Genomic DNA, 26470 nt, shown 5'->3' with positions numbered 1-26470 from the left:
GATCGAACGGGTGTTTGTTTTTGGATTGAATCTATCAATGGGTGTCTGTGTGACGCTGTACTGTAGAGCCCAATTGGTGTGAGGCACATTATTTCCTGTGTCAAGCATTAATAAAGATGCACGAAACAGAGGAGAAAATCTCTTGACCAGCAGTCACGATAGTCAGACAGTAGGCTTCCAATCCCTTAAGGAAGCTATAGGCAATGTTCTTAATCCATCAGATTTAAAGCTCTACGCTTCGTTGCAGGACAGGCTCAACTTGATGGAAGGGATGGACGTTAATGAAGCTTCGATACTTAAATACATCGAGGAAGCCGACGATAACGATATCCAGCCCCTAATAACGTTTATTGTCGCGGCCAAGGATGCTGATGAAGCCGTTCTGAAACCAGAGACCCAGACACCTTCTGAAAGTAAAGAGAGGCTGCAATGGGTTATCGAGCAGCTAGGGCTGTCTGATTTTGCTCCAGCATTGGAGCAGCGTATGCCTGATCCCGAGCCTGCGGTCATTGTCGAAGAAGACTTCACTGAGTGGTATACGCCGGAAAGGCAGCAAGAAAATACTCACTACTGGGATGATTATCGCAAGGTACTGAGCAGAAACCGCTGGGATGCTGAATCTATCGATACCGTGGGTACGCAGGCTACCGAGGTTATTCGGCGCATTGAAGATCCTAAAATGCCACACTACGTGTCTTCTCGCGGCCTGGTGGTTGGTTACGTCCAAAGCGGTAAGACTGCAAACTTTACCGCTGTTACCGCTAAAGCTATTGACGCTGGCTACAGGTTTATCATCATTCTTGCCGGCACGATGGACAATCTGCGTGATCAAACACAACGCCGTTTGGATAAAGAGCTGTGCGGCAAAGAGTCGGTGCTGAGCGGCCTCGATGAAGAAAACCTCACTGCAAAAGAACGCAAAGATGAGACTTATTTCAATGGTGACGAAGAATGGGATCGTGATTGGGATGAGGTCGGTGGCGCGTTCCTGAGCCATGGTCCTGCATATGGCTCCAAGGGATTCCCGCGTATTAAACGCGTGACGACTTCAGTTCGTGATTACCGCAGAACTGGTACTAGCGCGATTGAAATTGAACGCCCGGATAAATCGAAGCCCGTGCATCATCCCGACAACCTGGATAACATGCCTTTGTCTGGTTGCGGTGGTCAAAAAGAATTCTTCGGTGCTCAAAAACCTTAATTCTGATTTGCGGCGCGCGGCCCGTCTTAATGAGGACTTGAAGCATTTGCCGGTCTTGGTTATCGATGACGAGTCCGATCAGGCGTCTATCAATACCAAAAAGCAAAAGAAGGAAGAGCCTAAAGAAGAACGTGAGCGTACTGCGGTTAATGAGCAGATTACTGAACTGCTCAGTAACTGTCCTCGCGCGCAGTATGTCGGTTATACGGCTACGCCCTTCGCTAACGTCTTTGTTGATCCTTCCGATCCGGTAGATCTTTACCCGCGGAATTTTGTTTTGATGCTTAACGAGCCGCCTGCGTATCGTGGTGCAAAGTGGTTTCACGATCGCATGGACTTTGCCGATGCCCCAGAGGAAGCGACTCGTGAAAACTCCCAGAGTAAGGCGTTTATTCGGGACATCGTTGATTCTAGGGGTCTGGATGATGATGTATTTGAGCAAGAGCGAGCTAGAGAACTAAAAGAAGCCCTTGACATGTTTGTCTTAACCGGTGCGATTAAGAAATTCCGGGAAGCCAAACATCCAGGTCATACGTTTAAACATCACACCATGCTGGTGCACGAGGGTACGGGTACTGCGATCCACGGAGATGGGAAGAAAATACTGGAAAGAATTTGGCGAGAGCGCGGATATAATCTTGCGCGACCAATTCCAGAAATGAAGCGACTATTTGAAGATGATCTTCTCGATGTTATGAATATCGAGCGCTACAGGGAAGGGTTCGCGGTCCCACAGACCTATGAAGAACTCCTGCCGTATATCAATGAAGCCTATGCAGAAATGATGGTAGGGGTTCAATCTGGAGAGTCACCAATTTTGCAGGTTGATACTGAAGGCAAGCAAAGCCCAAACTTTGAATCTGGCCGTGTGTGGAAGATTCTTGTCGGAGGGGCAAAGCTTTCTCGTGGCTATACAGTTGAGGGTCTGACGATTTCTTATTTCCGCCGTCGTGCAGGAAGCGCGGATACGCTGATGCAAACTGGGCGTTGGTTTGGCTTCCGTAAGGGTTATCAAGACCTAGTTCGCCTTTATGCGCCTGATGATCTTGTGGAGCTTTTTGAGGCGGCGATGCATGATGAGGAGGTTTTCCGTGACAACATCAAGATTTATGCAGAAGAGCCTCAAGACCCTGATAAGCGTCTGACCCCGAGCCGTATCGCTCCCTTGGTCCGTCAATCGTTGCCGGACTTAAAGCCCACAAGTTCGAATAAAATGTTTAACGCTTATATTCGTTCTACTGCGGCTGCGCCAAATGTAGTGGAGTTGAACTCCATTCCTGACCGTCAAGAGAAAAAGGCCTTGAAATGGAATTTCCAAGAAGTCGGTATACCTTTGTTGCAGAGCCTCGACTCAAATATTGCGAAAATGGCATATTTCCGCTTAGAAGGTTTGAGAAGTGGTAATCCTTTTGCACACGCGGGCTACAAAAACTTCCATGTAGGAACTATCGCGGCCGATGTCTTCGTGGATCTTCTGGAGACAATGCAGTGGTACGAAGGATCGAACTACAAGGGGAACATCGTTGCACCGCATGTCCGTTATCTTCGTGGATTGATGGGAGATGGCAAACACGCAAGTGTTTCGGGTTCCGATTTTCGTGAAGTAGCAGTTATGTTGCCAATCTTGTCGCAAAATCCCAAAACCATTGAGGTTCCAGGTGTGCCGTTTCCAGTGCCGCTTGTAAAGCGTAGTCGCCGTGAAGAACGCCATGACATTACCGGTACTGACCGAAAGAATACGTACATAATGCAAAGCGTGGCTAGCGGTAAGTCCGTTCTTACACCCCGGTTTATTGACATGGCAGAAAACGCACAATTCCTTCGTGGAGAATTTAAAAAGATCAAGGGGAAAGAGCCTTTTGAATTAGACTCTTTTGATGCGAAAAAGCGTGGAGCTGTTCTCGTTACCTTATTTGATGATCGGAACCAGGACGAGGTGGCACAGAGCGAAAGTGATGGCACCTACACTCCGCCGCGTTGGGAAAAAGGAGAAGTGGGGTTAGCTCTAGCCTTTAACTCCCCGCATGAGGCTGTAAATGGTGCAGGCAAAGTTGTGGAGTGGGGCGTGCACTTGCGTGGCGACGGTGATGGCGAGGATGTCGTCATCGAAAGCATGGATGCTCAGAACTAGCCGGCTGCAGAAAGTCGGACCGGTGGGGTGCATCGCTTAAAACGCTCGCCTCTGTCCCTTGAAGCTCCTCACTCCTCTCAGTACACTTACGGTAACGTAACTTAGCTCTGGTGGGAGAAAGAAGTATCGCTGTGGCTCAGATACATGCTGAAGGAACAAAAGAGGCGGGGGAGCATCCCTTGAAAGAAGGCTTGGTGCAGCGCACCTATTGGATGGCGGATCGTGGCGAGCGGCCGCTGACCCGTGGATGGGGTCATGCGCTGGCAGCGTTGCTATCGGTGATCGCCTCTACCGTGCTTATGACGTATGCGTGGATGACGCTGCACTGGTGGCAGGGTCTGGGCGTGACTGTTTATGGCTTAGGACTGGTGGGGCTTTTTGGCGTCTCGGCGCTCTACCACCGCTATCCGTGGGCTAGTCCTCGGGCGGTGCAGTGGTGGCGGCGGGCAGACCACGCCACGATTGCGGTATTCATTGCCGCTACATACACCCCGCTGTGTCTGATTGCGTTATCCCCAGCGCAGGCCGCTTGGATGCTGGCCATTGCGTGGGCGGGCGCTATCTTGGGCGTGATTTTGAATCTGGTGTGGATTGAGCACCCGCGGTGGCTCGACGTCGTGGTATACCTAGCGCTGGGCTGGTTGGTGCTGCCGCTCCTACCCACGCTGTGGAGCGATGCCGGTGCAGCAGTGGTCTGGCTCTTGCTGGCAGGCGGAGTGGTTTACTCCGTGGGTGCGCTGGTTTATGGCTTTAAATGGCCTGGGCGCAATGCGCGCTACTACGGCTATCACGAGCACTTCCACACCGCGACCATCGCGGCTGCGGTGGTGCATCTCGTGGCGGTGTGGCAAGTGGTCGTTGGTGCTGCCTAGTCCGCAATTGTCGTGTTATTGAACAGGGCTGCACTAGCTAGGACGACTAATCCGTTCCGTAAACCCGTCCGGTTAACGGTCAGCGAGAATCCGGAAAGTCTCCCACCAGTCTTGTTCGATTTCCTTGGCCTGCGGTGAGGATAAGATTTCATCCACATCCCCGTCGAGGTCAACATTAGGCAAAAGAACTTCTGCAGGTTGAAGCGGAGGTCGTGGGGTGGGAGTGCCAGAGATCATCGCCTGGGAGAACTCTTGGAGGATCTCGTTCCAGGCAAGGCCAGGACTCAAATCAGAAAGCTTAGTTGATTCAACTCCGCCGTAGAACGCAATGATGCTATCTACTACTTCACGTTCGTATGTGCTGAGATTGTCGGACTGACCACCGGGAACATAGGGTACTGGCCAGGGGTTTTCATCCCCCGCTACCTGCCAGGTTTGAATGTGCAGCTCACGGGAAACAGGGCCGTGCCGCCACGCTTGAAACTCCGCTTGGAATAATGGTCGGCCCGTCCACGCCAGATGCCAGCCTTGGGAGAAGTAGCACAGCTTGTACAGCTTGAGCTTGTCCACGTTGGGAATGCGCTCAGTTATGTATTGCCCAACGTCAAAAATTTCAGCCATGCTCTCCTCCTTTCAGCGTCGCGCTAAAGTATACGGCCTCATTTTGCAGTTGGAAAGAGCTTCTGTGCATCCGTTCCCGTGGCAACTGCGGCTGCGAGCAGCATGCGGGCCTGGGGTGCGCGGAGGTTGCCGGAGGGGATGACGCCGGCATCGGCAAGCGTGGCACCGCCACCGGCGCCGCCGTAGATACCCTCGACGGGGCCGTGATCCACGCGGGTAGTAAGAACGACGGGAACGGACTTGGCGGCTTCCATGGCGGCGGTAGCCAAATCGGGGCCGATATTTCCTGAACCCATGCCCTCAATGACGATGGCCTGTGCGCCCTTGGCCAAGGATTGCTCAATGAGATCCGCTGGGGCACCGGGGTAGGCGGCGATGATGTCCACGCGGACATCGCCAAGCGGGGCGTATTTCAGCGGATCGGGGCGTTCTGGGAATTTCTCCTGGCTATTGGTAGCAAAGCCATCGGCCTTTTCCGTATCAGATTTAAACGCGCCGCGGGCGGGGATCACCTTGCCACCAAAGGCGATGAATGCGCCGTGGCCGGCATAGTCCGAGTTGGTGACGGTCTCTACTGCGGTAGCGAGGTTTTCCGGGCCGTCTGGATCATCGTCATCGAACGGGCGCATTGCGCCGGTGAGTACGACGGGCTTATCGCTGTCGTGGAAAGTATCGAGCGCAATGGCGGTCTCTTCCATGGAATCGGTGCCGTGGGTGACGATGACGCCATCGACGTCATCGCGCTCTAGCTGCTCCTGTACGGCGGTGATGATTTTATCGGTATCGGCCAAGGTCATCGCAGAAGAATCCAGGTTGGCAATGTCTTTGACCTCGAGCTCCAGCTTGGATTTGTCGAATTCAGAGTACAGCGGGTCCACCAGGTCAGAGCCCTTTACGGTGGGCACCACCGCGCCCTTGTCATCGTGGGTGCTGGCGATGGTGCCGCCGGTAGAAAGCACCACCACATGTCCCTCGATTTCGGAGCGCTGCTTGGCGTGGGAGCCGCTCGACTTGGCGGAAGTGGTAGAAGAGCTTGTGGCGGAGCTGCTGGCGCTACTGGAGCTGGTAGCGGAGCTAGAACTCGATGCCGTGGAAGATGCTTCTGAGGTCTTTTCCGCGGAAGTAGAAGAAGAGGTAGTCGTCGGTGTAGCCGAAGCCTCATCTTTATCCTCCTGGTTGGCCGGATTCTGGCAGGAGGCCAGTAGCACTGCGGAGGCAACTAATGCGGCGGAGTACTGCACCCTGCGGCGCAGGCGTGGGTTAGACATATCAACTCATTTCTCTAGCGTGGTCTCAGTAACCAATTTAATACCACGCTGGTGCGCGGGTGCCGCGCAAAAGAAATTGTGCTGAAAATTTAATCCACGTGCTGGTAGTGCGGCGCCACGATGAGCGGCTTCGGGGAATATTCGCCGCGCAGCTCGCGCAAGATATTGGCGTGCTCGGCTAGGCGGATATCTTCTTCCGTCTGTGGGGTAAAGGTGCGCGCAGTCAGCGGCTGCCCGTCGCGGTCCAAGGCAATATAGGCCACGGTGGCGTGGATGGCGGTCTTGAGGTTATCGCGGCCGCCGCGGGGATCGCCGGCGCGGACGTGGATGGACATCTGCATGGAGCGGCGGTCCGTGCGCATCATGCGGGCATCGACCTCAATGAGATCGCCGATGGAAATGGGCTTATAAAAGCGGATGCCGCCGGCATAGACGGCGACGGTGCGCTCGCCGGACCACTCCATGGTGCAGGCGGTGCCGGCCTCATCGATCCACTGCATTGCGGTGCCGCCGTGCACCTTGCCGCCCCAGTTGACGTCGGTGGGCTTGGCCAAAAAACGGTTGACCATGCGTGGGGCATCGGAAGGCCCATCGTAGCTCTGCTTGTCCATCTCGAGCTCGATTGCCTTGCGCAGCTCGATGCGGGATTTCGCGGCCTCGGCCACGCGCATGTGCTCATCGGTATCCGGCACGAAGGTGGGAACCGGGGTGGTCTTATCGCTTTCGGGATCCTTGGCCACGAAGATGACCAGGCAATCGCAGGCGCGGGTGAAAATGCCTTCGCGGGGATCGGCAGAAAGCACCTCGTTGATGATGTGCATGGAAGACCGGCCGGTCATTGCGATGCGCGAGCGCACCTCCACGATGTGCCCGGAGGGAATGGGCCGGGTGAAGTGAATATGGCCCACATAGGCGGTCACGCAGTACTGCCCGGACCACTGCACGGCACAGGCGTAGGCGGCCTTATCGATCCATTCCAGCACGCGCCCGCCATTGATACCAGGGGCGCCGGCCATGGTGACATCGGTTGGCGATGCCATAAAGCGCAGCGTAAGGGTAGGGGACTTTTGGGTTTCCGTAGCAGCGTCAGTAGGTGACATAAACAATAAGATAACAGTAGCTATGCTGTGGCTATGCCTAAACCCGTAGATCCCGCTGCCACGCGCGCGGCAGTCATCGCCATCAAGGATTGGATTCAGGACCCGGACGGGCAACAAAAGCCAGGCAGGGCCCTGCTTGCCGATGCCGTCCGTCGCACCGCCCGCACCCTCGAGGCCGACGCGCCGGGGCACTCGGTGGAGCTGCGCGTACCCCCATTTGTTGCGGTGCAGTGCATTGAAGGCCCTCGTCATACGCGCGGCACTCCACCCAATGTGGTGGAAATGGACGCGGAGACTTGGCTGCGTTTGGCCACCGGTGTCACGGACTGGGACGAGGTCAAAAACACAGGTCGCATCGATGCTTCCGGGTCGCGTTCAGGGGAGATTGCACAGTGGCTGCCCATCATTCCGTTAGTTTTCGACGGCCCAACGCGCTAATATAAACGCCGTGGTAGAAGTACATACTCCTAGTATCACTGACCTTGACGATCGTAACGAGGAGGAACCCCGCGAAGAGTGTGGCGTCTTTGGCGTCTGGGCTCCCGGGGAGGAAGTCTCCAAACTTACCTACTTTGGCCTTTTTGCTCTCCAGCACCGCGGCCAAGAAGCCGCCGGCATTGCGGTGGGCGATGATGACCGCATCGTCGTCTTCAAAGACATGGGCCTGGTGGCCAATATTTTCGATGAATCGACCCTTTCTGCCTTAACCGGCAACGTAGCAGTGGGACACACGCGCTATTCCACGGCCGGCGGCAAGGAATGGTCCAATGTGCAGCCGATGTTTTCCACCTCCTCGACGGGCGTGGACATTGCCTTGGGTCACAACGGCAACCTAGTCAATTACCTCGAGCTGCGTGCAGAGGCCGTCGAGCGCGGCCTGATTAAGCCGCACGAGGAATCGGTTTCTGACTCGATGTGTTTGTCCATGCTGCTTGCCGATGGCGTCGATGACACCACCTCCGTCTTCGACTCTGCCCGCGAGCTCCTGCCACGGGTGAAGGGCGCATTCTGCTTGACCTTTACCGATGGCCACACCATGTACGCCGCGCGCGACCCGCAGGGCGTGCGCCCGCTGGTGCTAGGCCGGCTGGCCAAGGGCTGGGTCGTTGCCTCTGAAACCTGCGCGCTGGATATCTGCGGCGCGCAATTTATTCGCGAAATCGAGCCGGGCGAGCTCGTCGCCATTGATGAGGCCGGCATCCGCTCTGAAAACTTCGCGCCCGCCAAGCGCAGCGGCTGCGTTTTCGAGTACGTGTACTTGGCCCGCCCGGATAGCGATATCAAGGGCCGCTCCGTCAACGCCTCCCGCGTGGAGATCGGCCGCCGCTTGGCCCGCGAATACCCAGTTGAGAATGCAGACCTGGTCATCCCCGTACCGGAATCCGGCAACCCGGCCGCGGTGGGCTACGCCCGCGAATCCGGCATCACCTTCGCCCACGGCTTGGTGAAAAACGCGTATGTGGGCCGCACCTTTATTCAGCCCACGCAGACCCTGCGCCAGCTGGGCATCCGGTTAAAGCTCAACCCGTTGCGCGAGGTCATCGACGGCAAAAAGCTCGTCGTGGTGGATGATTCCATCGTGCGCGGCAATACCCAGCACGCGCTTATCCGCATGTTGCGCGAGGCCGGCGCCGCCGAGGTCCACGTGCGCATCGCCTCCCCGCCGGTGAAGTGGCCGTGCTTTTATGGCATCGACTTTGCCTCGCCCGGCGAGCTCATTGCCAACGCCAGTCCGTCCGATGACCCGGAAGAGATTTGCTCCACCATCTGCGAGACCATCGGCGCTGACTCTTTGGGCTTTGTCTCCATCGATGAAATGGTCGCCGCCACAGAGCAGCCTCGCTCCGAGCTGTGCACCGCCTGCTTCTCCGGCGATTACCCCCTTGGCCTTCCCGCCGGAAACCCCAATGCCGATGCCGTGCGCACCCTGCTCGGAACCCAATAAAAACACTTAAGGAACTTTCAAAAACATGAGTGACAACACCTACGCCGCAGCCGGCGTCAATATCGAAGAAGGCGACCGCGCGGTAAGCCTATTTGCCCCACACGCCAAGCGCGTCACCCGCCCGGAGGTCATGGGCGGCCTCGGCGGCTTTGCGGGGCTCTTCAAGCTGGGCGATTACAAGGAACCCATCCTCGCCGCTGGCTCCGATGGCGTGGGCACCAAGCTCGCCGTTGCGCAGGCCATGGATAAGCACGACACCATCGGCATCGATCTGGTGGCCATGTGCGTCGATGACCTAGTCGTCTGCGGCGCCGAGCCACTATTCCTGCAGGACTACATCGCCGTGGGCAAGGTCGTGCCGGAAAAGGTAGCCGAGGTAGTTAAGGGCATTGCCGAGGGCTGCGTGCAGGCAGGCGCTGCGCTGCTCGGCGGCGAGACCGCCGAACACCCAGGCATGATGGGGGAGAACGAATACGACGTCTCCGCTACCGCCGTCGGCGTGGTTGAGGCCGATGGCGTGTTGGGCCCAGACAACGTGCGCGAGGGCGATGTACTCATCGCCATGGGCTCGTCTGGGCTGCACTCCAATGGCTACTCGCTCGCGCGCCACGTCTTGCTGGAGCAGGCGGGCATGCCGCTAGACGGGTACGTGGAAGAGCTCGGCCGCCCGCTAGGGGAGGAGCTTTTGGAACCCACTCGCATCTACGCCAAGGAATGCCTGGCGCTGGCGCAGGAATGCTCCGTATCCACCTTCTGCCACGTCACCGGCGGCGGGTTGGCCGGCAATCTGGAGCGCGTTATTCCAGAGGGCCTGAGCGCTGAGGTCAACCGCTCCACGTGGAATCCGGGCCAGATCTTTAAGCTCATCTCGTCCATGGGCAAGGTCGAGCTGGCGGAGATGGAAAAGACCTTCAACATGGGCGTGGGCATGATTGCCGTGGTCAATCCGGAGGACCGTGACCGCGCCTTGGCCATGCTCACCGCCCGCCACATCGACGCGTGGGAGCTGGGCAGCGTCCGCGAAGCAGACGGCGAAGAACCGCGCGTTATCATGCAGGGCGAACACTCAAACTTCTAGGTACAAGAGGAAGGCCTTAGGTTAAAAACCTAAGGCCTTTTGTGGATTTATCCGGCGAGCGGAAGATTAGCGCTCGTCGTCGTTGTCCTCATCCCATTCGTCGACATACTCGGCGTAGGGATCATCCTCTTCGTAGTCGTGGGAGTCACCCTCCTGCTGAGCAGCGAGTTCCCGCTGAAGGGACTCGATATCCATCTCGGGTGAGTTGTACTTGAGCTGGCGTGCAACTTTGGTCTGCTTTGCCTTAGCGCGTCCGCGTCCCATGTGCATGACCCCCTTGGGCTAGTAGGGCGCTCCAGGGATTCTTGGGCGCCCCATCGGCTTGTCAATTGTGTATCTTCCTGTAAGACACAATAGCGCGTGTGACGAAAAAATTCCGCACCGGCCCCCCGATGAGTGGAAAATCTACCGCCCGCGCAGCCGGTTTACCGCCTCGCGCCCGGCCTTTGGGCCCTCATCTTCGGGGATGGAGGACGCATCGATCGACGCCGCGGTATCGCCGATATCCAATGTGCCTGCATCTAGCGCAGAACGCTTGACTAGCCCTAAGGCAATGGGGCCGAAATCGCAGTCATCCACGATGGTGCCGATGCGACCTACCTTACGTCCATTAAATGAAATGTCATCGCCCACATTCGGCCGTTCCGGCGCGGATCCGTCGAGGTGGAGGAGCACCAAGAGGCGGGGAGAACGGCCCAGGTTCTCCACGCGCGCCACGGTTTCTTGGCCGCGGTAGCAGCCCTTATTCAGGTGCACGTGGGCGGGATTGGCATCGCTGCGGCTAATCCACTGCGGAACCTCGTGCGGGATGGATTTATTGTCCAAGTCGGCGGCAAGTTCCGGCTCGCGGGCGCGCACGCGCTCGGCGGTAAAGGCCATGAGCCCGGCCAGCCGCGCGCCCTCGGCCTCCAGGGCAGCCATGGATTCCACCAACTTTTCGCGCGGAACGGCGAGGTCAACCCGCTTGATTCCCGGCCACTGCACCTCGCGGGAAAAGACCACGGTGGGTGGGGTAGGAATATCGGCTTCACCCAGCAACGTCACGATGGCGATATCGGCTTCCTCGACCGTGACCTCAGACCAAAAGACCATCTTGGTCAAAAAGTCCTGGGCGGATTCGAACTGCGCGGCGGGCAGATCGAGGTAAAGGTCCTCGCCCGCGCGGGTGATATCCATGTGGTGCAAAATGTGGCCCTGGATATCTAGGTCGAGGGCGCCGGCGGAGAAGCCGGAGGGGGCATCGTCAAGCTTCTGCGAGAGCAGATTATTAAGAAAACCCGGTGCATCCGCACCGCTGACGCGCAGCACGCGGCGCTGCGAGCGGTCGATGGCGATGGTCCCGGTCTCGGCCGCACGCTGTTCCCCGAGGGGGTTGCCATAGTGCCAGGCCACACCTTGGGCATCGAGTACAGTCGCGTCCTGGTGCTCGGCGGCACCGGCGCGTTGAAGAAGTGGCGAAGAATAACTCACATCTACCGATGGTAGGGCATAATCGAGTCTATGAAACCCTCCCCGCGAAAAGAGCCGGTCATCTACGTCGTGGAACCCTTTGGTGGGTCGGTGCGCAAGCATTCGCCCTCCCTGCCGCTGGTTTATGCCGATGACGCCGCCGTGACCCGCGGCGATGGCATCTTTGAATCGCTCCTGGTCCGCGGCGGTAAGGCAGCTAACCTCGCCCGCCACGCGCAGCGCTTTCGCGATTCGGCGCGGGCGCTCGATTTGCCGGAACCGCCGATGCACAAGTGGGAGGAGGCGACCCGGCTGGCGATCGCGGATTATTGCGGTACCGATGCCGATCATCCCGATGCCAAATGCACCTGGACCTATACCCGCGGCCGGGCTTCGACCGGCGTGCCCACCGCGTGGGTGACGGTGCAGCCGCTTGGCGATGCCCCTCTTCGCCAACGCACCACCGGCGTCACCGTCCTGACGAGCCCGCGCTTGTGGCACGTGGCCGAAGAGCTACCGGCCAAGACACTCAACTACGCCGCGACGATGGCGATGCTGCGCATGGCCAAGGACAAGGGCTACGACGATCTCATCCTCACGGATCCAGATACCGGCGAAATCTTAGAGGGCGCTACCTCTACCGTCGTGGCGGTGCGGGGAAAGAAGCTGCGCACCGCCGCCGGCCGCGGCATTTTGCCCGGCACCACGCAGGCCGCGCTCTTTGATTACGCCCAGGATCGCGGCTACCGCTGCAAGGCCAAGCCGCTGACGGTGGAGTACTTGGAAAAGTCCGATTCGGTGTGGCTGGTCTCTTCCGTGCGCGTGGCGGTGCGGGTGACCAAGCTGAATGAAAAAACGTTAAAAGCCCCGGATAACGAGGAAGAAATCCGGGGGCTTATCGATGCCGCGCTAGGGGCCTAGCCAGCTTTTTAGCCGGCGATGCGGGTGAGCTCGGCGGACATGTAGGGGCGCATTTCGCCATCGACCATGCGCTCGTCTACCCAGCCCAGGTTGTTATTGGGCATGAGTCCGTACATGCGCTTGCCGGGGCCCAGGTTCTTCGGGCCGGTCTCGGTGACCATGGTGGAGGCGGATTCGAGCTGCCAAGCGCGCTCGTTGAAGGGCTCGCCGTAGAAGATTTCCACGATGCCGGTTGAAGAGGTGTAGGTGACCTCGATTTCATCCTTGGCGGAGATGCGCCAGAAACCGGTCTCGCGGGTAGACGGGCCCTGCGGCTTGCCCTCGGTATCGATCTTCCAGGTGCGCGAGCTAAAGGTCAGGTAATTCTCGCCGTCGTGGGCGACGACCAGCTGCTGGCCAAAGGTGTATTCGCTGCCATCGGTGTCGTGGGCCTGGCCCTCGCCCTGCCAGACGCCGACGAGGGGGAGGAGTCCTAGCAATCCATCGTGTAGCGACGGGCCCTGGCGCAGGTTGGCGGTATCGGCGGGAACGGGGGCATCGCCAAGCTCGATGGCGGGGATATTGTGGCTGGCCGCATCCTTCCATTGCTCGGCGGCCTGGTTGACCGCGTCATTGCCATTGAGCGCGCCGGAGGTGTTTTCCGGGTGGGACGCGGCGGCGGTCTCGACGTTCGGGGTATTGGTGTTCTCGGTATTTTCGCTCATGGGCGTCCAGCCTAGTCGTGCCGGGGCCGCTTTAACTACTAGACTGGTCCTTTGTGCATGCACTGATGATTTCCAATCCCAATTCGACCTCGCAATCCAACGGGCTCTTTCGCCAAATCGTGCCCGCCCTGCGGGCCGTAGAAGGCATGCACCTATTGGTGAAATTCACCCATTACCCAGGGCATGCAGAAGACATCGTCCGGGGGCTTACCAGGGATGATTATGATGTCATCATTGCTGTGGGCGGCGATGGCACCGTCAATGAGATTGTCAACGGCCTGCTGGGGCCGGCCGGTGGAGATCTCCCCAGCCCGCACGATGTGCCGGCGCTCGCCGTCATTCCCACCGGATCCGCGAACGTCTTCGTCCGCGCCCTTGGCTTCCCCAATACTCCGGTTGAGGCCATCCACGTTCTGGCTCGCATGCTAGAGCGCGATCTGCGCCGCACCATTTACCTGGGCACCTGGAACGAACGCTGGTTTGCCGTCAACGCCGGTTTTGGCATGGATGCGGACGTCCTCGCGCGCGTGGACCGCGCCCGTGAACAAGGCTTTTCCGCCACCCCGCTGCGCTACCTCAACGTGGCCATTCGGGCTTGGTTGCGGGCTCGCCGCAACCCGCCACAGATCACGGTGCACGCGGAATCCCGCTTGGGGCAGACGCTTCATAAGAAGGATTTCCCACTCTTGTTTACGTCTAATACCAACCCCTGGACTTTCTTGGGCCCCTTGCCGGTGGTGACCAACCCGCGCAATTCCTTTGATGAGGGGCTGGCGCTTTTCGGCCTGGAAAAGCTCAGTGGCGTGCGTGGGGTTATCGGCCTGCTGCACCTCTTTGGTGCCGATAAGCACGGCTGGCTCAAGCGGCTGGTGAAGGAGAAGACCCTAGGCTTTGATGATGCCAAGCGCGTCGAACTCGATTGCCACTCCCCGCAGCGCTTCCAGGCCGATGGCGAATCCGAGGGGACCTTCCGCCACGTGACGCTGACCTCTGTGGCCGATGCCATCGAGGTCTACGCGCCGCAAGACAGGCGGCAGGTGGCCCAGCGCTCCGTGCAGGAAGTGCTGCGGGACTTTATTCGCCTTCGTTAGGATTCGTCCTCATCTGGGGCAGGACCTACCTTATTGGCGGTATCGGCCGCCTTCTTTTCGGCCTCTTCAACGGCCCGTTGCTCCGAACCCTCGATTTCCAGCGGGGATAGCTGAGCCATCTGGACCTTGATATTGCGGCGCTGGACCTCAAAGTAAAGGGTTCCGCCCTGCAGCCTTACCATCGTGGCCTGCGCCGGCAGCGGGAGCTCGCGCGTATCGAAGTTGAGGGAAAACGCCTCCTTGAGGCGCGGATCATCGGTGCCGTAGACCTCCATGCGAAACTCCGGGCCCACTAGCCGCAGCGTGACCATCGCGGTGGACTTTTCCTTATCGCCGGGCAGGGTGCCGGTAAGCTCTGCCTCGGCAGAAACGCCGCCGGAGGGCGAAATATCATCCGGGTTGGCAATGGAGAGATCGGTAATGCCCAGAAGGCGCCCTAACGCCACGCCGTCCAGGGAAATGCCGCGCGAATATGTGGATACGGGCGCGCCTTCAATATCGCCGTTTACTACCTGCTCAGGGGTAACGGTGATATCGCGCAGCACGGTCGAGGCATTGACCATGCCCAGCTTGGGAACCTCCACGTCGAGCGCCTTGACCTGCAAGTAGGGGATTTCTTTAGAGCCTGCCGCCAACAGGTACGGGGTGCCGCCGATATACACCTGGGGGGAGTTTTCCAGCCGCGAGTTCTCCTTTACCTCCTGGGCAATCTTGTGCTCAGAATGCATGGCCACGCAGGCATCGGCCACCCATGCGGCAAAGACCACGCCCACCAGGATGAGGACGTGGACAATGCGCCGGTCGACTTTGACTACACTCACGCCTTCAAATTTAGCCTACGTATTATGGACACCATGAATATCACCGAAGAAAACCTCCCCGCCTCCCCAGAGCTGGCGGGCAGCCTGGAAGAACTAGCAGCGCACGCAGAAAAAGCCGACGGCATCGCCCCGCTGTCGGAGCAATTCCTCAACGGCCTGCGCGATGAGCGCCTGCACCACAAGCATTTGGTGGCTTGGCTGGACGGCGAGCCCATCGGCGTATCCAGCTGCGAGGATTCCACCGCGGAGCTTTTTATCGCCCCCGATTATCGCGGCAAGGGCTATGGCACCGCGCTTTACGATGCCACCGCTAACGCCACCACCAACCTCGAGACCTGGGCGCATGGCAACGGCAAGCCGGCTCAGGCCCTGGCTAATTCCCGCGATCTGAAGGTCACCCGCACCCTCGTGGTCATGGGCATCGAGGGCGGCGATCTGGATAGTGCAGCCCAAGTAGGCGAGCTTCCGCTGCAGGCCGCCAATTACAGCGAAGCGGTGGACAAGTGGGGCAAGGACACCGTGGAAAACGAGTGGCTGCGCGTGAATAATGAGGCCTTTAATTGGCACCCAGAACAAGGCGGCTGGGATTTAGAGCGCCTGCACCGCGGCATGGAGGCCGAATGGTTCGATCCTAAGGACGTTTTGTTCTTCTGGGACGAAAAAGAACAGGGGCACCCGACCCTGGCCGGTTTCCACTGGACCAAGTGGCACGAGGAGGAAGATCCCGGTTTTGGCGAGGTCTACGTGGTGGGCCTTGCGGAGGCGTACCGCGGCCAAAAATTAGGCGGACCATTGCTGCAGATTGGCCTGCGCCGCATGGTAGAAAAGGGAGCTCAGCGGGTTATTTTGTACGTGGAAGCGGACAATGAACCGGCACTGAAGGCCTACAAGCGCCTAGGCTTTTCCGTTGATGAAGAGCATGTCGTCTGGGGCTAGTGTGATTAAGGTCATGTCAACTTTCTAGCTTGTTCATTAATTGTTTACCTCACGGCACCCTGCTGGTTAATTCCTCCGGTTAGCTTTACTGATTGTGAGAAAGCCGCACCTGCGCACCTGCACCCCGCTTCCGAAGAGCGGACGTGGGATGTAGGTTCCCCTTTTTTATGGGGATGCGGTTTCCTCGGACAATCAATCTCTGATCTGCACCGGAAAGGGTTTTCCCGTGATTCGCAACTTCAAGCGCTCTGCCGCTATCTTCGGCCTCGTGGTCGCTACCTCTACCGCTCTCGTAGCTTGTTCTGAGGACACCTCCTCTGACTCCTCGGGTTCCTCCGACGGCAGCGGCGTCGCTGGCGAGCTTGTTGGTGAGGGCGCATCCTCCCAGCAGAACGCAATGTCCTACTTCGGCACCGCCTTCGCAGAGGACAACCCAGACGCAAACCTGTCCTACACCGCTTCCGGTTCCGGTAAGGGTGTTGAGGCTTTCATCAACGGCCAGGCAGACTTCGCTGGTTCTGACTCCCCGTTGAAGGAAGACGACGGCCAGATTGAGGCCGCCAAGGAGCGTTGCGACGGCAACGACGCATGGCACCTGCCTTCCACCATCGGCCCGGTTGCCATTGCTTATAACCTGGGTGACCAAGAGATCAACCTCTCCACCGATACCATTGCCAAGATCTTCAAGGGCGAGATCAAGAAGTGGAACGACGAGGCCATCGCCGCTGATAACGAGGGCGCAGACCTGCCGGACACCGACATCCACGTCATCTTCCGCTCTGACGAGTCCGGTACCTCCGATAACTTCCAGAAGTTCCTGAACGCCTCCACCGGTAACTGGGACGGCGAAGGCAAGCAGTTCCCTGACGCTGTAGGTGAGGGCGCAAACGGTTCCTCCGGCGTTGCTGACCAAGTAGCAAACATCGAGGGTGCCATCACCTACGTTGAGGCCGGCTTCGCTGACCAGAAGGAAGCTGACGGCGTCAAGAAGGCCAAGATCGACTTTGGCAACGGCCCGGTTGAGCTGAATGACGACACCGTCAACAAGGCACTGGAGAACCTGGAGTTCAAGGACACCGCTTCTGAGAACGACATGGTCGTTGACTCCAAGGCTCTCTTCGCTTCCGATGTTGAGGGTGCATACCCGCTCATCCTGACCACCTACAACATCGTCTGCTCCGCTGGCTACGATGACGAGACCGCTGAACTGGTCAAGACCTTCTTCAACGACGTTCTGGATCACCAGGATGACCAGTTGGCAGAGCAGGGCTTCATCCCAGTTAAGGGTGACCACCTTGACCGCCTGAAGAGCGCTGTTGACGCACTGCAGTAACGCGTAAACCCCGCTTTACCTCGCGAAATAACATTCCGCCCGCCCCCACTGCCGCCCTCGAGACGCGCTTTGGGGGCGCAGGCATGTACATCGCATGTCCCTTTGTTCCACTTCAAATAAGGATTAGTACGTCTCATGGCAGACAATAATCTCACCCAGGCATCGACCTCGGAGGCCCTTCCCGTCTCTGGCGCCGAACAGCCTCATACCCGTGGCGATAATGAGACTGACTTGGCTACCTCCAGCTCCGGTAGCTCCGTCAAGCGCCCCGGTGACCGCATTTTCGAATTCCTCTCCACGGCCTCTGCCACGCTGATTACCGTGATGATCGCGGCGATTGCCGCCTTCCTCATCTGGCGTGCCGTCCCCGCGCTCAGCGTGAACGAGAATGGCCTACTGGGCTTTTTCACCCACGGTGAACGCTGGGAGACCACCGATACTTCTGCGATGAAGTTCGGTATCCCGACCATGTTCGGCACCACCGTCCTCATCTCGGTATTCGCGCTGATTCTGGCCATGCCAGTCGCGCTTGCGATTGCCATCTTCTTGTCCAACTACGCCCCGGCCCGCTTGGTTAAGCCACTGGGTTTCTTGGTGGACATGCTGGCCGCAGTGCCGTCCATCGTCTACGGCCTGTGGGGTTGGCAGGTCCTTGGCCCAGCCCTGTCCAGTTTCTACACCTGGATGGAGTCCTGGGCCGGTGGGTTCTTCCTGTTTACTCATTACGATAATTCGCCCGCCTTTGCTACCGGCCGCAACCTCTTCACCGGTGGCATCGTGCTCGCCGTGATGATTTTGCCGATTATCGCCGCCACCGCCCGCGAGGTCTTCGTGCAAACGCCTCCGGGCCAGATCGAGTCCGCCTTGGCACTGGGCGCTACGCGCTGGGAAGTCATCCGCATGACCGTCCTGCCCTTCGGCATGTCCGGCTACGTCGCCGGCTCCATGCTGGGCTTGGGCCGCGCTCTGGGTGAGACCATGGCGCTGTACATGGTGGTCTCGCCCCTGGTGGACTTCCGCTTCTCGCTTTTCGATGGCGGTACCACTTTCGCCACGGCCATCGCCCTCGCCGCCGCCGAGTTCGGTAACGAGACGCGCGCCGGTGCCTATATCGCCGCCGGTTTGATGCTGTTCTTGCTGACGTTTGTCGTCAACGCCATTGCCCGCGCCATCGTGAAGAGCAAGTAAGGAAGGACAACAATGACTACTACGACAAATAACAAGCCCGCCTCCGCTGGTGGGGCAACCTTCCTGGAAATCTCCGGTTCCCGCAAGGCGGCCAATAGCATTGCCACCGTCGTTGTATGGGGCGCTATGGCTTTGGCGATGGTCCCTCTGATCTGGGTGCTGTGGGAGCTCATTGCTCGCGGTAGCGGCGTGATTTTCTCCGCTGACTGGTGGACGCTGTCCCAGCGCGGCGTGATGAATAGCGCCGAAGGCGGCGGTGCCGCCCACGCCATCGTCGGTACCTTCGTGCAAACCGCCCTGGCTTCCATCCTCTCCATCCCGATCGGTATCTTCACCGCCATCTACTTGGTGGAATACTCCAAGGGTGGCTGGCTCGGCCGCATCACCACCTTCATGGTGGACATCCTGTCCGGCGTGCCCTCCATCGTGGCCGCGCTGTTCATCTTCGCCATGTGGATCACGCTCTTCGGCTTTGGACGTTCCGGCTTTGCCGTCGCCCTGTCCTTGGTCCTATTGATGATCCCCATCGTGGTGCGCAATACCGAAGAGATGCTGCGCGTGGTTCCCATGGACCTTCGCGAGGCCTCCTATGCCCTCGGCGTGCCCAAGTGGAAGACCATTGCACGCATCGTGCTGCCGACAGCCCTGTCCGGCATCGTGACCGGCATCATGCTGGCCATTGCTCGCGTGATGGGTGAATCCTCGCCAGTGCTGGTCTTGGTTGGTTCCTCCTCGGTCATCAACTGGGATGCGTTTAAGGGCTCGCAGTCCTCACTGCCGCTGATGATGCTTGATATGTACAAGGCGGGCGCGCAGCCTGCCGTGCTGGATAAGCTGTGGGGCGCAGCGCTGACGCTGGTTATCCTCATCGCCATCCTCAATATTGCGGCGCGAGTAATTTCCGCGAAGTTCTCGGTCAAGAAATAGCCGCACACGATTCCGCCACTTTTACACCCCTCAAGAGGAGAAACCTCCACAATGTCTAAGCTCGAGCTCAATGACGTCGATATTTTCTACGGCGATTTTCACGCCGTACAGAACGTAAATATGCAGATCCCGGCACAGGCCGTGACCGCCTTCATCGGCCCGTCCGGCTGCGGTAAGTCCACCGTGCTGCGCACCTTGAACCGCATGCACGAGGTCATCCCTGGTGCATCCGTCAAGGGCGAGATCCTGCTCGATGGCACCAATATCTACGGGCCCAAGGTCGACCCAGTTTCCGTGCGCAATACCATCGGCATGGTATTCCAGAAGGCTAACCCATTTCCCACCATGTCCATCGAGGGCAACGTGGTTGCTGGCCTGAAGCTGTCTGGTGAAAAGAATAAGAAGAAGCTCAAGGAAGTAGCCGAACAGTCCCTGCGCGGCGCTAACCTCTGGGACGAGGTCAAGGACCGCCTGGATAAGCCGGGCGGCGGCCTCTCCGGCGGTCAGCAGCAGCGCCTGTGCATCGCCCGCGCGATTGCCGTGGAACCAGAAGTGCTGCTGATGGACGAGCCCTGCTCTGCTCTGGACCCGATTTCCACCTTGGCCGTGGAGGATCTTATCCACGAGCTGAAGGAAAACTTCACGATCGTCATCGTGACCCACAACATGCAGCAGGCCGCCCGCGTGTCCGATAAGACCGGCTTCTTCTCCCTAGAAGCTACCGGCAAGCCGGGACACCTGGTGGAGTTCGATGAAACCACCCGAATCTTTGAGAACCCTTCCCAGAAGGAAACCGAAGACTACATCTCTGGCCGCTTCGGCTAAAGGTAGACTCTGATTGTCCGAAAAGGGCGGTACCTCCAGCGCAGGAAGGTACCGCCCTTGTGGCAGTTTTATTAGCGTTTATTAGCGGCGGAATTGGCGCTCTAATTCGCTCATGCGGGCCTCGAACTCGGCGTCCTTTTGGTCCTCTTGGAGCTTTCTTTCAAACTCTTCTGGCAATAGGCCGGTGGCAAAGTAAATGATGCGCCCAGCCACGGAGACGCAGTGGTCCGCGTAGCGCTCGTAGTAGCGGGTAATCTGCGCCGTCTCTACGGCCTGGCGCACTGTTCCTTCCCAGTCGCGCTGGGTGAGGATGCGCAGCAGGTGGTGGTTAATATCGTCCACCGCATCATCATCGGAACGCAGGTTGACGGAGAGCTCGGCATCAGGGGTGACCAAAATATCGTGCACCACCGAACCCATTTCCTGGGTCAGGCGGAACATCTCTTCCATGAATCCGAGGTATTCAGCGGGCACGACGGCCTCAGGGTGGCGGCGGCGCGCGGCATCGGCAATGTGCTGGGCTAGTTGGCCCATGCGGAAAAGATCCTCAACGATGTAGATGGAAGAGACCACCTGGCGCAGATCCTGGGCCATGGGATTTTCTAGAGCCAGAAGCTTTACCGCGCGTTCGGAGCAGCGGGAGCGAATCTCATCGAGTTCCTCGGTGAGGCTAAGCGCTTCCTCCGCGGGTTCCAGGGCGCAATCGAGCAGCGCCTGGGAGGCCTGATCCATGATGGTGCGGACGGTATCGCACATGACGATGAGGTCGTGCGAGAAGTTGTCCAGATGTTCACGGTAGGCAGTACGCATGCAGGAAATGATAGCTCACAAACCGCGCAAATGCTTGCTGAGTCACACCAGTGTGGGTTTAGCCGCCGGAGTTATAAATATCAGCGCCGACCGGAACGAATTCATCCTCGGGGTCATCGAGCCAGCCATCGGGAAGCGCGACCTTGGAGGGCGAGCCCTGGCGCCCGCGCGCACCATCGGCATCGGCAGCCAAAGCATCAGAATCCGCCCAGGGCGCCAGCAATTCGCGCAGGCTCTCTAAGGAATCCACCTTGGCCAAGCCGGCGCGCACCTGCCCGCCGACGGGGAAGCCGCGCAGGTACCAGCCAATGTGCTTGCGGATGTCCCTGGATGCGTGGTCCTCGCCCTCATGCTGCGCGAGCAGTTCCGCGTGGCGAAGAATAACCTGGGTGACCTCGCCCAAGGTGGGCTCGGCGGGGATCGACTCGCCGCGCAGGGCGGCGCCCAGCTCCGCGAAAAGCCACGGCCGGCCCAGGCAGCCGCGGCCCACCTGCACGCCATCACAGCCGGTGGCCTCCATCATGCGGCGGGCGTCATCGGCGCGGAAAATATCGCCATTGCCCAGCACCGGAACGCCGGTGTCCGCGAGGTGCTCCTTGAGCCGGGCGATCTCATCCCACCTAGCATTGCCGGAATAACGTTGCGCGGCCGTGCGCCCGTGCAAGGTAACGGCGGCGGCGCCGGAATCCACGGCAATGCGCCCGGCGTCGAGGTGCGTATGGTGCTCGTCATCAATGCCCACGCGCATCTTCACCGTGACGGGGATATTCGTGCCCTCGGTGGCCTTGACGGCGGCGGAGACGATATTGCCAAAGAGACGGCGCTTATAAGGCAGGGCAGAACCGCCGCCACGTCTGGTTACCTTGGGGACGGGGCAGCCAAAGTTCATGTCGATGTGGTCAGCCAAATTCTCATCCACGATGATCTTGGCTGCTTTATAGGTGTATTCCGGATCCACCGTATAAATCTGCAGGGAACGCGGATCTTCCTCCGGGGCAAAGGTGGTCATGTGCATGGTTTTCTCGTTGCGCTCCACTAGGGCGCGCGCGGTGACCATCTCGCAGACATACAAGCCCGACACCGTTCCGGTGCGGGCCAGTTCCTGTTCCCGGCACAACGTGCGGAAGGCGACGTTGGTTACCCCCGCCATGGGGGCGAGGATGACGGGGGAGGAGAGGTCATAGTTTCCAATGCGCAAATTCACGCCCTAATTGTGCTCGTTAACGGCGGAATTTAGCAACTAGCAGCAAGGTGGTGGTTACCGAGGATTCCCATGATTGGGGTGAATGTCACAAAATGATGGTGGCGAAAACGTTAATTTTCGCTACTGTGGTCTGTGTAACTAAATTGGGTGGGCCGTAGCACCGGTCTACTCGTATATGAAGGAGGATGACAGTTGTCCGATAGAATCGCATACGCCCCGTTTGAGAAGCTCGTAGTTTCTGCAGAGGAGGCTGCGAAGTACGTCAACAATGGTGACCGCGTAGGAATCTCCGGCTTCACCGGTGCAGGTTACCCCAAGGGTTTGCCTACCGCCATTGCAGATAAGGCGAAGGCGCTGCACGACAAGGGCGAAGAGTTCAAGATTGACCTCTTCTCCGGTGCTTCTACCGCCCCTGACTGCGACGGTGTTTTGGCAGAGGCAGAGGCCATTAACTTCCGCTCCCCATATAACTCCGACCCGCTGCTGCGTAAGCAATTCAACGACGGCACCGCGCTCTACCAGGATATTCACCTGTCCCACCTGGGCCAGCAGGTAGAAGAGGGCTTCTATGGTGACTTCCAGGTAGCCATCATCGAGGCCGTACGCATTACTGAGGAAGGCAATATCGTGCCGTCCTCCGCAGTGGGCAATAACCTCGAGTTCGTCGAGGCTGCAGACAAGATCATCATTGAGATCAACGAGTGGCAGTCCGAGAACCTTGAGGGTATGCACGACATCTACCGCATCGACAAGCTGCCTAACCGCCAGCCCATCCCGATTAACAAGCCGGGCGACCGCATTGGTACCACCTACATGGAGATCCCGGAGGAGAAGGTCGTTGCAGTTGTCAAGACCAACTCTGCGGACCGCAATGCTCCATTCCGCGAGCCGGACGAGACTTCTGAGAAGATCGCCGCTAACTTCATCGAGTTCTTGGAGGGCGAGGTTGCCGCAGGCCGCCTCGAGTACGACAAGTTCATCATGCAGTCCGGCGTGGGTAACGTGCCGAACGCCGTGATGGCGGGCCTTCTGGACTCCAAGTTCGAAAACATCCAGGCATATACCGAGGTTATCCAGGACGGCATGCTGGACCTTATCGATGCCGGCAAGATGACCGTGGCTTCTGCAACCTCCTTCGCGCTGTCGCCGGAGTACGCAGAAAAGATGAACGCGGAAGCAGACCGCTACCGCAACCACATCATCCTGCGCCCGCAGCAGATTTCTAACCACCCTGAGGTCATCCGCCGCGTCGGCTTGATTTCTTCCAACGGCATGATCGAGGGAGATATCTACGGCAACATCAACTCCACCAACGTGTCCGGTTCCCGCATCATGAACGGCACCGGTGGCTCTGGTGACTTCACCCGTAACGCGTACATCTCCACCTTCGTGTCCCCATCCATCGCGAAGGATGGCGCCATCTCCGCTCTGGTTCCGTTCGTGTCCCACACGGACCACACCGAGCACGACACCATGGTCATCATCACCGAATACGGTGTGGCTGACCTGCGTGGCTTGGCTCCAAAGCAGCGCGTTGAGAAGATCATCGCCGTGGCTCACCCGGACTACCGTCCGCTGTTGGAGGAGTACTACGAGCGTGCGAAGGAAAACAAGTTCCAGCACACCCCGCACGACTTGAAGACTGCCTTCGATTTCCAGGTTAACTTCATGGAAAAGGGTGACATGCGCGGTTAATCTCCACCGCCATGGCAAAGGAGGGCCTCCCGGCTGGGAAGCCCTCCTTCTGCTTTGTTTGGATACTCTCAGGCGAGGGGTGAATTAGGAGATCTAAAAGTCAACACGCTAATATAGAGCGACGTTGGGCCTTTAGCTCAGTTGGTAGAGCTACGGACTTTTAATCCGCAGGTCGTGGGTTCGATCCCCACAGGGCCCACATCAGGAGCCGCCTTCGGGCGGCTCCTTTTCTAGTTTTTCACGAGCTTCTTAATGGCGTGCATAGCCTCCGCTAGCTTCTCCTTAGCCACCTCGCCGTCCTCGGCCGCTGCACCGGCCACACAGTGCTCTATGTGGTCTTCTAAGAGCGCGAGAGAGACGTTCTCTAGCGCGGATGTCACCGCCGAGATTTGGGTGATGATATCGATGCAGTATTGGTCCTCATCGACCATGCGATGAATCCCGCGCGCCTGGCCTTCGATGCGCTTCAGGCGCGCCAGATAACGCGCTTTGCTCTTACTATCGGCGTTGTATCCGTGGATATCCGGCTCGTGGCAGGAACAGGTTTTCTGCTGCTCAGACATGGTTAAAACTCCTTCTGGGGGAGCGATTTTGTTTCTTGGTGATGTCTCCAGTATATTTCTAGAAGTCGCCAAGAAGCGACTGGCCCCCATCGTCTAGCGGCCTAGGACACTGCCCTTTCACGGCAGCGGCACGGGTTCGAATCCCGTTGGGGGTACCAACACCTTTGTGTTGGTACGAAATAATTTCTCATTTGGCCTTGTGGCGCAGTTGGTTAGCGCGCCGCCCTGTCACGGCGGAGGTCGCGGGTTCAAGTCCCGTCAAGGTCGCATTCTGAACAGTACACGCTTCGGCGGGTACTGTTCTTTTTTGGTTTTGCAGGCTGCTTGCTGATGTCACCTCAGCATCACTGGGGCATCGGCAAGCGGCGGAAAAACGGCGTTGTAGTGCTGATTTGTGTTGTTTCTAGGCGCCTGTGTAAAGTAATTACCCGTGCCCAAGGGGCACACAAAACTGAAAATGGCCTTGTGGCGCAGTTGGTTAGCGCGCCGCCCTGTCACGGCGGAGGTCGCGGGTTCAAGTCCCGTCAAGGTCGCGGAAACCTTCGGGTTTCTGGCCAGATAGCTCAGTCGGTAGAGCACACGCCTGAAAAGTGTGGGGTCGCCAGTTCGATCCTGGCTCTGGCCACAACTATGGTCCCTCCTTATTATCAAGGAGGGGCCATTTTTGGTTTAATGGGGGACATGGAAAAAGCAATTTCTCATCAAACCGATTTGTCCCGTTTCGTGCTTACCGTTGATGGTGTGGAAGCGGGAATCTGCGAATACGTAGATTCCGGCGATACCCGCGAGTTCAACCACACGGTCATCGGGGACGACTTCCGCGGTCAGGGCTTGTCCTCCCCGCTGATTAAGGAGGCCCTCGATGAAACCCGGGCTGCCGGCATGAAGGTCATCGTCACCTGCTCTGCCGTGGCGCACTTTATGGACAAGAACCCCGAATACCAGGATCTGCTGCGCGGTTAAGCACAGCAAAAAGCGGCCCACACAAGACTGTGGGCCGCTTTTAGTCTATTTAGATGTAGTAGTCCGGATCCACGAGCTTGACCCGCTCATGCCTATTTGAAGGCCGATTCTTGGCGGGGATGCCCACGGCGATGTGATCGGCCGGTACATCCTTCGTGACAACGGCATTGGCACCGATGGCGGAACCGGCCCCGATGGTGATGGGGCCTAAGACCTTGGCGCCCGCGCCGATGGTGACGTTATCTTCCACCGTGGGGTGGCGCTTGGTCTGGGTGAGCACCTGACCGCCGAGCGTCACGCCGTGGTAGAGCATGACGCCATCGCCAATTTCCGCGGTTTCGCCGATGACAATGCCCATCCCGTGGTCGATAAAGAAGCGGCGCCCGATGGTGGCGCCTGGGTGGATCTCGATGCCGGTAAAAAAGCGATTAATTTGGGCCAGGATGCGCGCAGGGCCCCGCAGGCCGCGCTTCCACAGCCAGTGGGACACGCGGTGCGACCAGATGGCGTGCAGGCCGGAATAGACGATCGCGTTTTCAACGTCGCCACGGGCAGCTGGGTCATGGTCGCGGGCATTGGCTAAATCTTCGCGGATATATTTAATAATGCTCATGCGGACTATAATACTGGTCACAAAAAGGCACCCGCCAAGCTTGACGGGTGCCTTTTATTCATGGACTAGGTTGCGGGGCTAGTTATGCCTTGTGATGTCTAGTGACTTTTTGGACTCGGAGTCCATTGACTTTTTGGACTCGGAGTCCAGTTAGTTTTTTGACGCGGAGTCCAGGAAGTTTATGGACAGGATGTCTAACTACTTTTTGGAC

26 protein-coding genes and 5 tRNA genes are annotated in these 26470 nt (G+C 58.4%); 20 read left to right on the top strand and 11 right to left on the bottom strand.

The annotated features are described in order from the left end of the window. The first annotated feature begins 97 nt into the window (after positions 1-97). The 3 genes from MHX65_RS02410 (at position 98) to trhA (ending at position 4204) form a co-directional block, all read left to right on the top strand. The gene (locus MHX65_RS02410; RefSeq protein ID WP_239268343.1) at positions 98-1201 is read left to right on the top strand and encodes a hypothetical protein; all 1104 of its coding nucleotides are present in this window, start codon (positions 98-100) and stop codon (positions 1199-1201) included. Next, positions 1164-3332 carry a Z1 domain-containing protein gene (locus tag MHX65_RS02405; protein WP_239268342.1) on the top strand — a complete coding sequence of 723 codons (2169 nt, stop codon included), beginning with the start codon at positions 1164-1166 and terminating at the stop codon, positions 3330-3332. The genes MHX65_RS02410 and MHX65_RS02405 overlap by 38 nt, the downstream gene beginning before the upstream one ends. Before the next feature lie 212 nt (positions 3333-3544). Then, positions 3545-4204: a PAQR family membrane homeostasis protein TrhA gene (gene trhA, locus MHX65_RS02400; RefSeq protein WP_239268542.1), complete on the top strand. Its 660-nt coding sequence runs from the start codon at positions 3545-3547 to the stop codon at positions 4202-4204. Between the two features lie 72 nt (positions 4205-4276). On the opposite strand, the gene MHX65_RS02395 is transcribed toward trhA, so the two are convergent. From MHX65_RS02395 to MHX65_RS02385, 3 genes are all read right to left on the bottom strand, one after another. Beyond that, the gene (locus MHX65_RS02395) at positions 4277-4825 is read right to left on the bottom strand and encodes a Panacea domain-containing protein (RefSeq protein WP_239268341.1); all 549 of its coding nucleotides are present in this window, start codon (positions 4823-4825) and stop codon (positions 4277-4279) included. 38 nt (positions 4826-4863) lie between these two features. Beyond that, a complete protein-coding gene (locus MHX65_RS02390) occupies positions 4864-6093 on the bottom strand; it encodes an asparaginase (RefSeq protein WP_239268340.1) in 1230 nt (409 codons plus the stop codon). Between the two features lie 89 nt (positions 6094-6182). Continuing rightward, entirely contained in the window at positions 6183-7193 is a 1011-nt protein-coding gene (locus MHX65_RS02385; protein WP_239268338.1) for an acyl-CoA thioesterase, read from the bottom strand. A 33-nt stretch (positions 7194-7226) separates the two neighbouring features. Between MHX65_RS02385 and MHX65_RS02380 the strand changes: the two genes are divergently transcribed. Genes MHX65_RS02380 through purM form a run of 3 tightly spaced genes read left to right on the top strand, consistent with a single transcriptional unit; the run spans position 7227 to position 10216 of the window. Further along, the gene (locus MHX65_RS02380) at positions 7227-7631 is read left to right on the top strand and encodes a sterol carrier family protein (protein ID WP_239268336.1); all 405 of its coding nucleotides are present in this window, start codon (positions 7227-7229) and stop codon (positions 7629-7631) included. Between the two features lie 10 nt (positions 7632-7641). Then, positions 7642-9138 (top strand): amidophosphoribosyltransferase, encoded by a 1497-nt coding sequence (gene purF / locus MHX65_RS02375; protein WP_239268334.1) that lies wholly within the window; start codon positions 7642-7644, stop codon positions 9136-9138. Between the two features lie 25 nt (positions 9139-9163). Further along, on the top strand, positions 9164-10216 hold the full coding sequence (gene purM / locus MHX65_RS02370; protein WP_239268332.1) for a phosphoribosylformylglycinamidine cyclo-ligase: 1053 nt from the start codon (positions 9164-9166) through the stop codon (positions 10214-10216). Between the two features lie 66 nt (positions 10217-10282). On the opposite strand, the gene MHX65_RS02365 is transcribed toward purM, so the two are convergent. Continuing rightward, complete coding sequence (locus MHX65_RS02365; RefSeq protein WP_023023830.1) at positions 10283-10480, bottom strand: DUF3073 domain-containing protein; 198 nt, start codon at positions 10478-10480, stop codon at positions 10283-10285. A gap of 141 nt (positions 10481-10621) precedes the next feature. Beyond that, positions 10622-11686 (bottom strand): CAF17-like 4Fe-4S cluster assembly/insertion protein YgfZ, encoded by a 1065-nt coding sequence (gene ygfZ, locus MHX65_RS02360; RefSeq protein WP_239268329.1) that lies wholly within the window; start codon positions 11684-11686, stop codon positions 10622-10624. 30 nt (positions 11687-11716) lie between these two features. Here ygfZ and MHX65_RS02355 point away from each other — a divergent pair, with 30 nt between their 5' ends. Continuing rightward, positions 11717-12586, top strand: coding sequence for an aminodeoxychorismate lyase (locus MHX65_RS02355; RefSeq protein ID WP_239268327.1), 870 nt, complete (start codon positions 11717-11719; stop codon positions 12584-12586). 8 nt (positions 12587-12594) lie between these two features. Here MHX65_RS02355 and MHX65_RS02350 read toward each other — a convergent pair whose 3' ends face one another. Then, entirely contained in the window at positions 12595-13290 is a 696-nt protein-coding gene (locus MHX65_RS02350; protein ID WP_005279614.1) for an FABP family protein, read from the bottom strand. A gap of 65 nt (positions 13291-13355) precedes the next feature. Between MHX65_RS02350 and MHX65_RS02345 the strand changes: the two genes are divergently transcribed. Further along, positions 13356-14381, top strand: coding sequence for a diacylglycerol/lipid kinase family protein (locus MHX65_RS02345; RefSeq protein ID WP_255716773.1), 1026 nt, complete (start codon positions 13356-13358; stop codon positions 14379-14381). Here the strand turns inward: MHX65_RS02345 and MHX65_RS02340 are convergent. Beyond that, positions 14378-15202 carry an LmeA family phospholipid-binding protein gene (locus tag MHX65_RS02340; RefSeq protein WP_023023819.1) on the bottom strand — a complete coding sequence of 275 codons (825 nt, stop codon included), beginning with the start codon at positions 15200-15202 and terminating at the stop codon, positions 14378-14380. The genes MHX65_RS02345 and MHX65_RS02340 overlap by 4 nt on opposite strands. Positions 15203-15235: 33 nt before the next feature. Here MHX65_RS02340 and mshD point away from each other — a divergent pair, with 33 nt between their 5' ends. From mshD to pstB, 5 genes are all read left to right on the top strand, one after another. After that, on the top strand, positions 15236-16138 hold the full coding sequence (gene mshD, locus MHX65_RS02335; protein WP_239268323.1) for a mycothiol synthase: 903 nt from the start codon (positions 15236-15238) through the stop codon (positions 16136-16138). 226 nt (positions 16139-16364) lie between these two features. Beyond that, positions 16365-17471, top strand: a complete 1107-nt coding sequence (gene pstS / locus MHX65_RS02330; protein WP_023023815.1) for a phosphate ABC transporter substrate-binding protein PstS — start codon at positions 16365-16367, stop codon at positions 17469-17471. A gap of 135 nt (positions 17472-17606) precedes the next feature. Continuing rightward, positions 17607-18659 carry a phosphate ABC transporter permease subunit PstC gene (pstC, locus tag MHX65_RS02325; RefSeq protein WP_023023813.1) on the top strand — a complete coding sequence of 351 codons (1053 nt, stop codon included), beginning with the start codon at positions 17607-17609 and terminating at the stop codon, positions 18657-18659. A 12-nt stretch (positions 18660-18671) separates the two neighbouring features. Continuing rightward, the gene (pstA, locus tag MHX65_RS02320; RefSeq protein ID WP_239268321.1) at positions 18672-19586 is read left to right on the top strand and encodes a phosphate ABC transporter permease PstA; all 915 of its coding nucleotides are present in this window, start codon (positions 18672-18674) and stop codon (positions 19584-19586) included. Positions 19587-19637: 51 nt separating this feature from the next. Continuing rightward, on the top strand, positions 19638-20411 hold the full coding sequence (pstB, locus tag MHX65_RS02315) for a phosphate ABC transporter ATP-binding protein PstB (RefSeq protein WP_239268319.1): 774 nt from the start codon (positions 19638-19640) through the stop codon (positions 20409-20411). A gap of 81 nt (positions 20412-20492) precedes the next feature. Here the strand turns inward: pstB and phoU are convergent, their stop codons facing one another. Both phoU and dusB read right to left on the bottom strand, forming a co-directional pair. Then, on the bottom strand, positions 20493-21221 hold the full coding sequence (gene phoU, locus MHX65_RS02310; protein ID WP_023023809.1) for a phosphate signaling complex protein PhoU: 729 nt from the start codon (positions 21219-21221) through the stop codon (positions 20493-20495). A 58-nt stretch (positions 21222-21279) separates the two neighbouring features. Beyond that, entirely contained in the window at positions 21280-22425 is a 1146-nt protein-coding gene (gene dusB, locus MHX65_RS02305; RefSeq protein ID WP_239268317.1) for a tRNA dihydrouridine synthase DusB, read from the bottom strand. Positions 22426-22617: 192 nt separating this feature from the next. Here dusB and MHX65_RS02300 point away from each other — a divergent pair, with 192 nt between their 5' ends. Together MHX65_RS02300 and MHX65_RS02295 are read left to right on the top strand one after the other, a co-directional pair. Then, positions 22618-24120 carry an acetyl-CoA hydrolase/transferase family protein gene (locus MHX65_RS02300; protein ID WP_023023806.1) on the top strand — a complete coding sequence of 501 codons (1503 nt, stop codon included), beginning with the start codon at positions 22618-22620 and terminating at the stop codon, positions 24118-24120. Positions 24121-24246: 126 nt separating this feature from the next. Further along, positions 24247-24319, top strand: a tRNA-Lys gene (locus tag MHX65_RS02295). Between the two features lie 31 nt (positions 24320-24350). On the opposite strand, the gene MHX65_RS02290 is transcribed toward MHX65_RS02295, so the two are convergent. Further along, positions 24351-24683: a metal-sensitive transcriptional regulator gene (locus MHX65_RS02290; protein ID WP_023023790.1), complete on the bottom strand. Its 333-nt coding sequence runs from the start codon at positions 24681-24683 to the stop codon at positions 24351-24353. An 82-nt stretch (positions 24684-24765) separates the two neighbouring features. Here MHX65_RS02290 and MHX65_RS02285 point away from each other — a divergent pair. The 5 genes from MHX65_RS02285 to MHX65_RS02265 all read left to right on the top strand — a co-directional run bounded on the left by MHX65_RS02285 (position 24766) and on the right by MHX65_RS02265 (position 25646). After that, positions 24766-24841: transfer RNA gene (locus MHX65_RS02285), tRNA-Glu, on the top strand. A gap of 35 nt (positions 24842-24876) precedes the next feature. Further along, a tRNA-Asp gene (locus tag MHX65_RS02280) sits at positions 24877-24950 on the top strand. Between the two features lie 192 nt (positions 24951-25142). Next, a tRNA-Asp gene (locus MHX65_RS02275) sits at positions 25143-25216 on the top strand. Between the two features lie 19 nt (positions 25217-25235). Then, positions 25236-25308 (top strand) — tRNA-Phe (locus tag MHX65_RS02270). Between the two features lie 56 nt (positions 25309-25364). Next, positions 25365-25646 carry a GNAT family N-acetyltransferase gene (locus MHX65_RS02265; protein WP_239268314.1) on the top strand — a complete coding sequence of 94 codons (282 nt, stop codon included), beginning with the start codon at positions 25365-25367 and terminating at the stop codon, positions 25644-25646. A gap of 49 nt (positions 25647-25695) precedes the next feature. Here MHX65_RS02265 and epsC read toward each other — a convergent pair whose 3' ends face one another. Then, complete coding sequence (gene epsC / locus MHX65_RS02260) at positions 25696-26259, bottom strand: serine O-acetyltransferase EpsC (protein WP_239268312.1); 564 nt, start codon at positions 26257-26259, stop codon at positions 25696-25698. Between the last annotated feature and the right edge of the window lie 211 nt (positions 26260-26470).

Source organism: Corynebacterium sp. ACRPS (genome assembly GCF_022346005.1).
GTDB lineage: Bacteria > Actinomycetota > Actinomycetes > Mycobacteriales > Mycobacteriaceae > Corynebacterium.
This window is presented reverse-complemented; position numbering and strand designations above follow the sequence as displayed.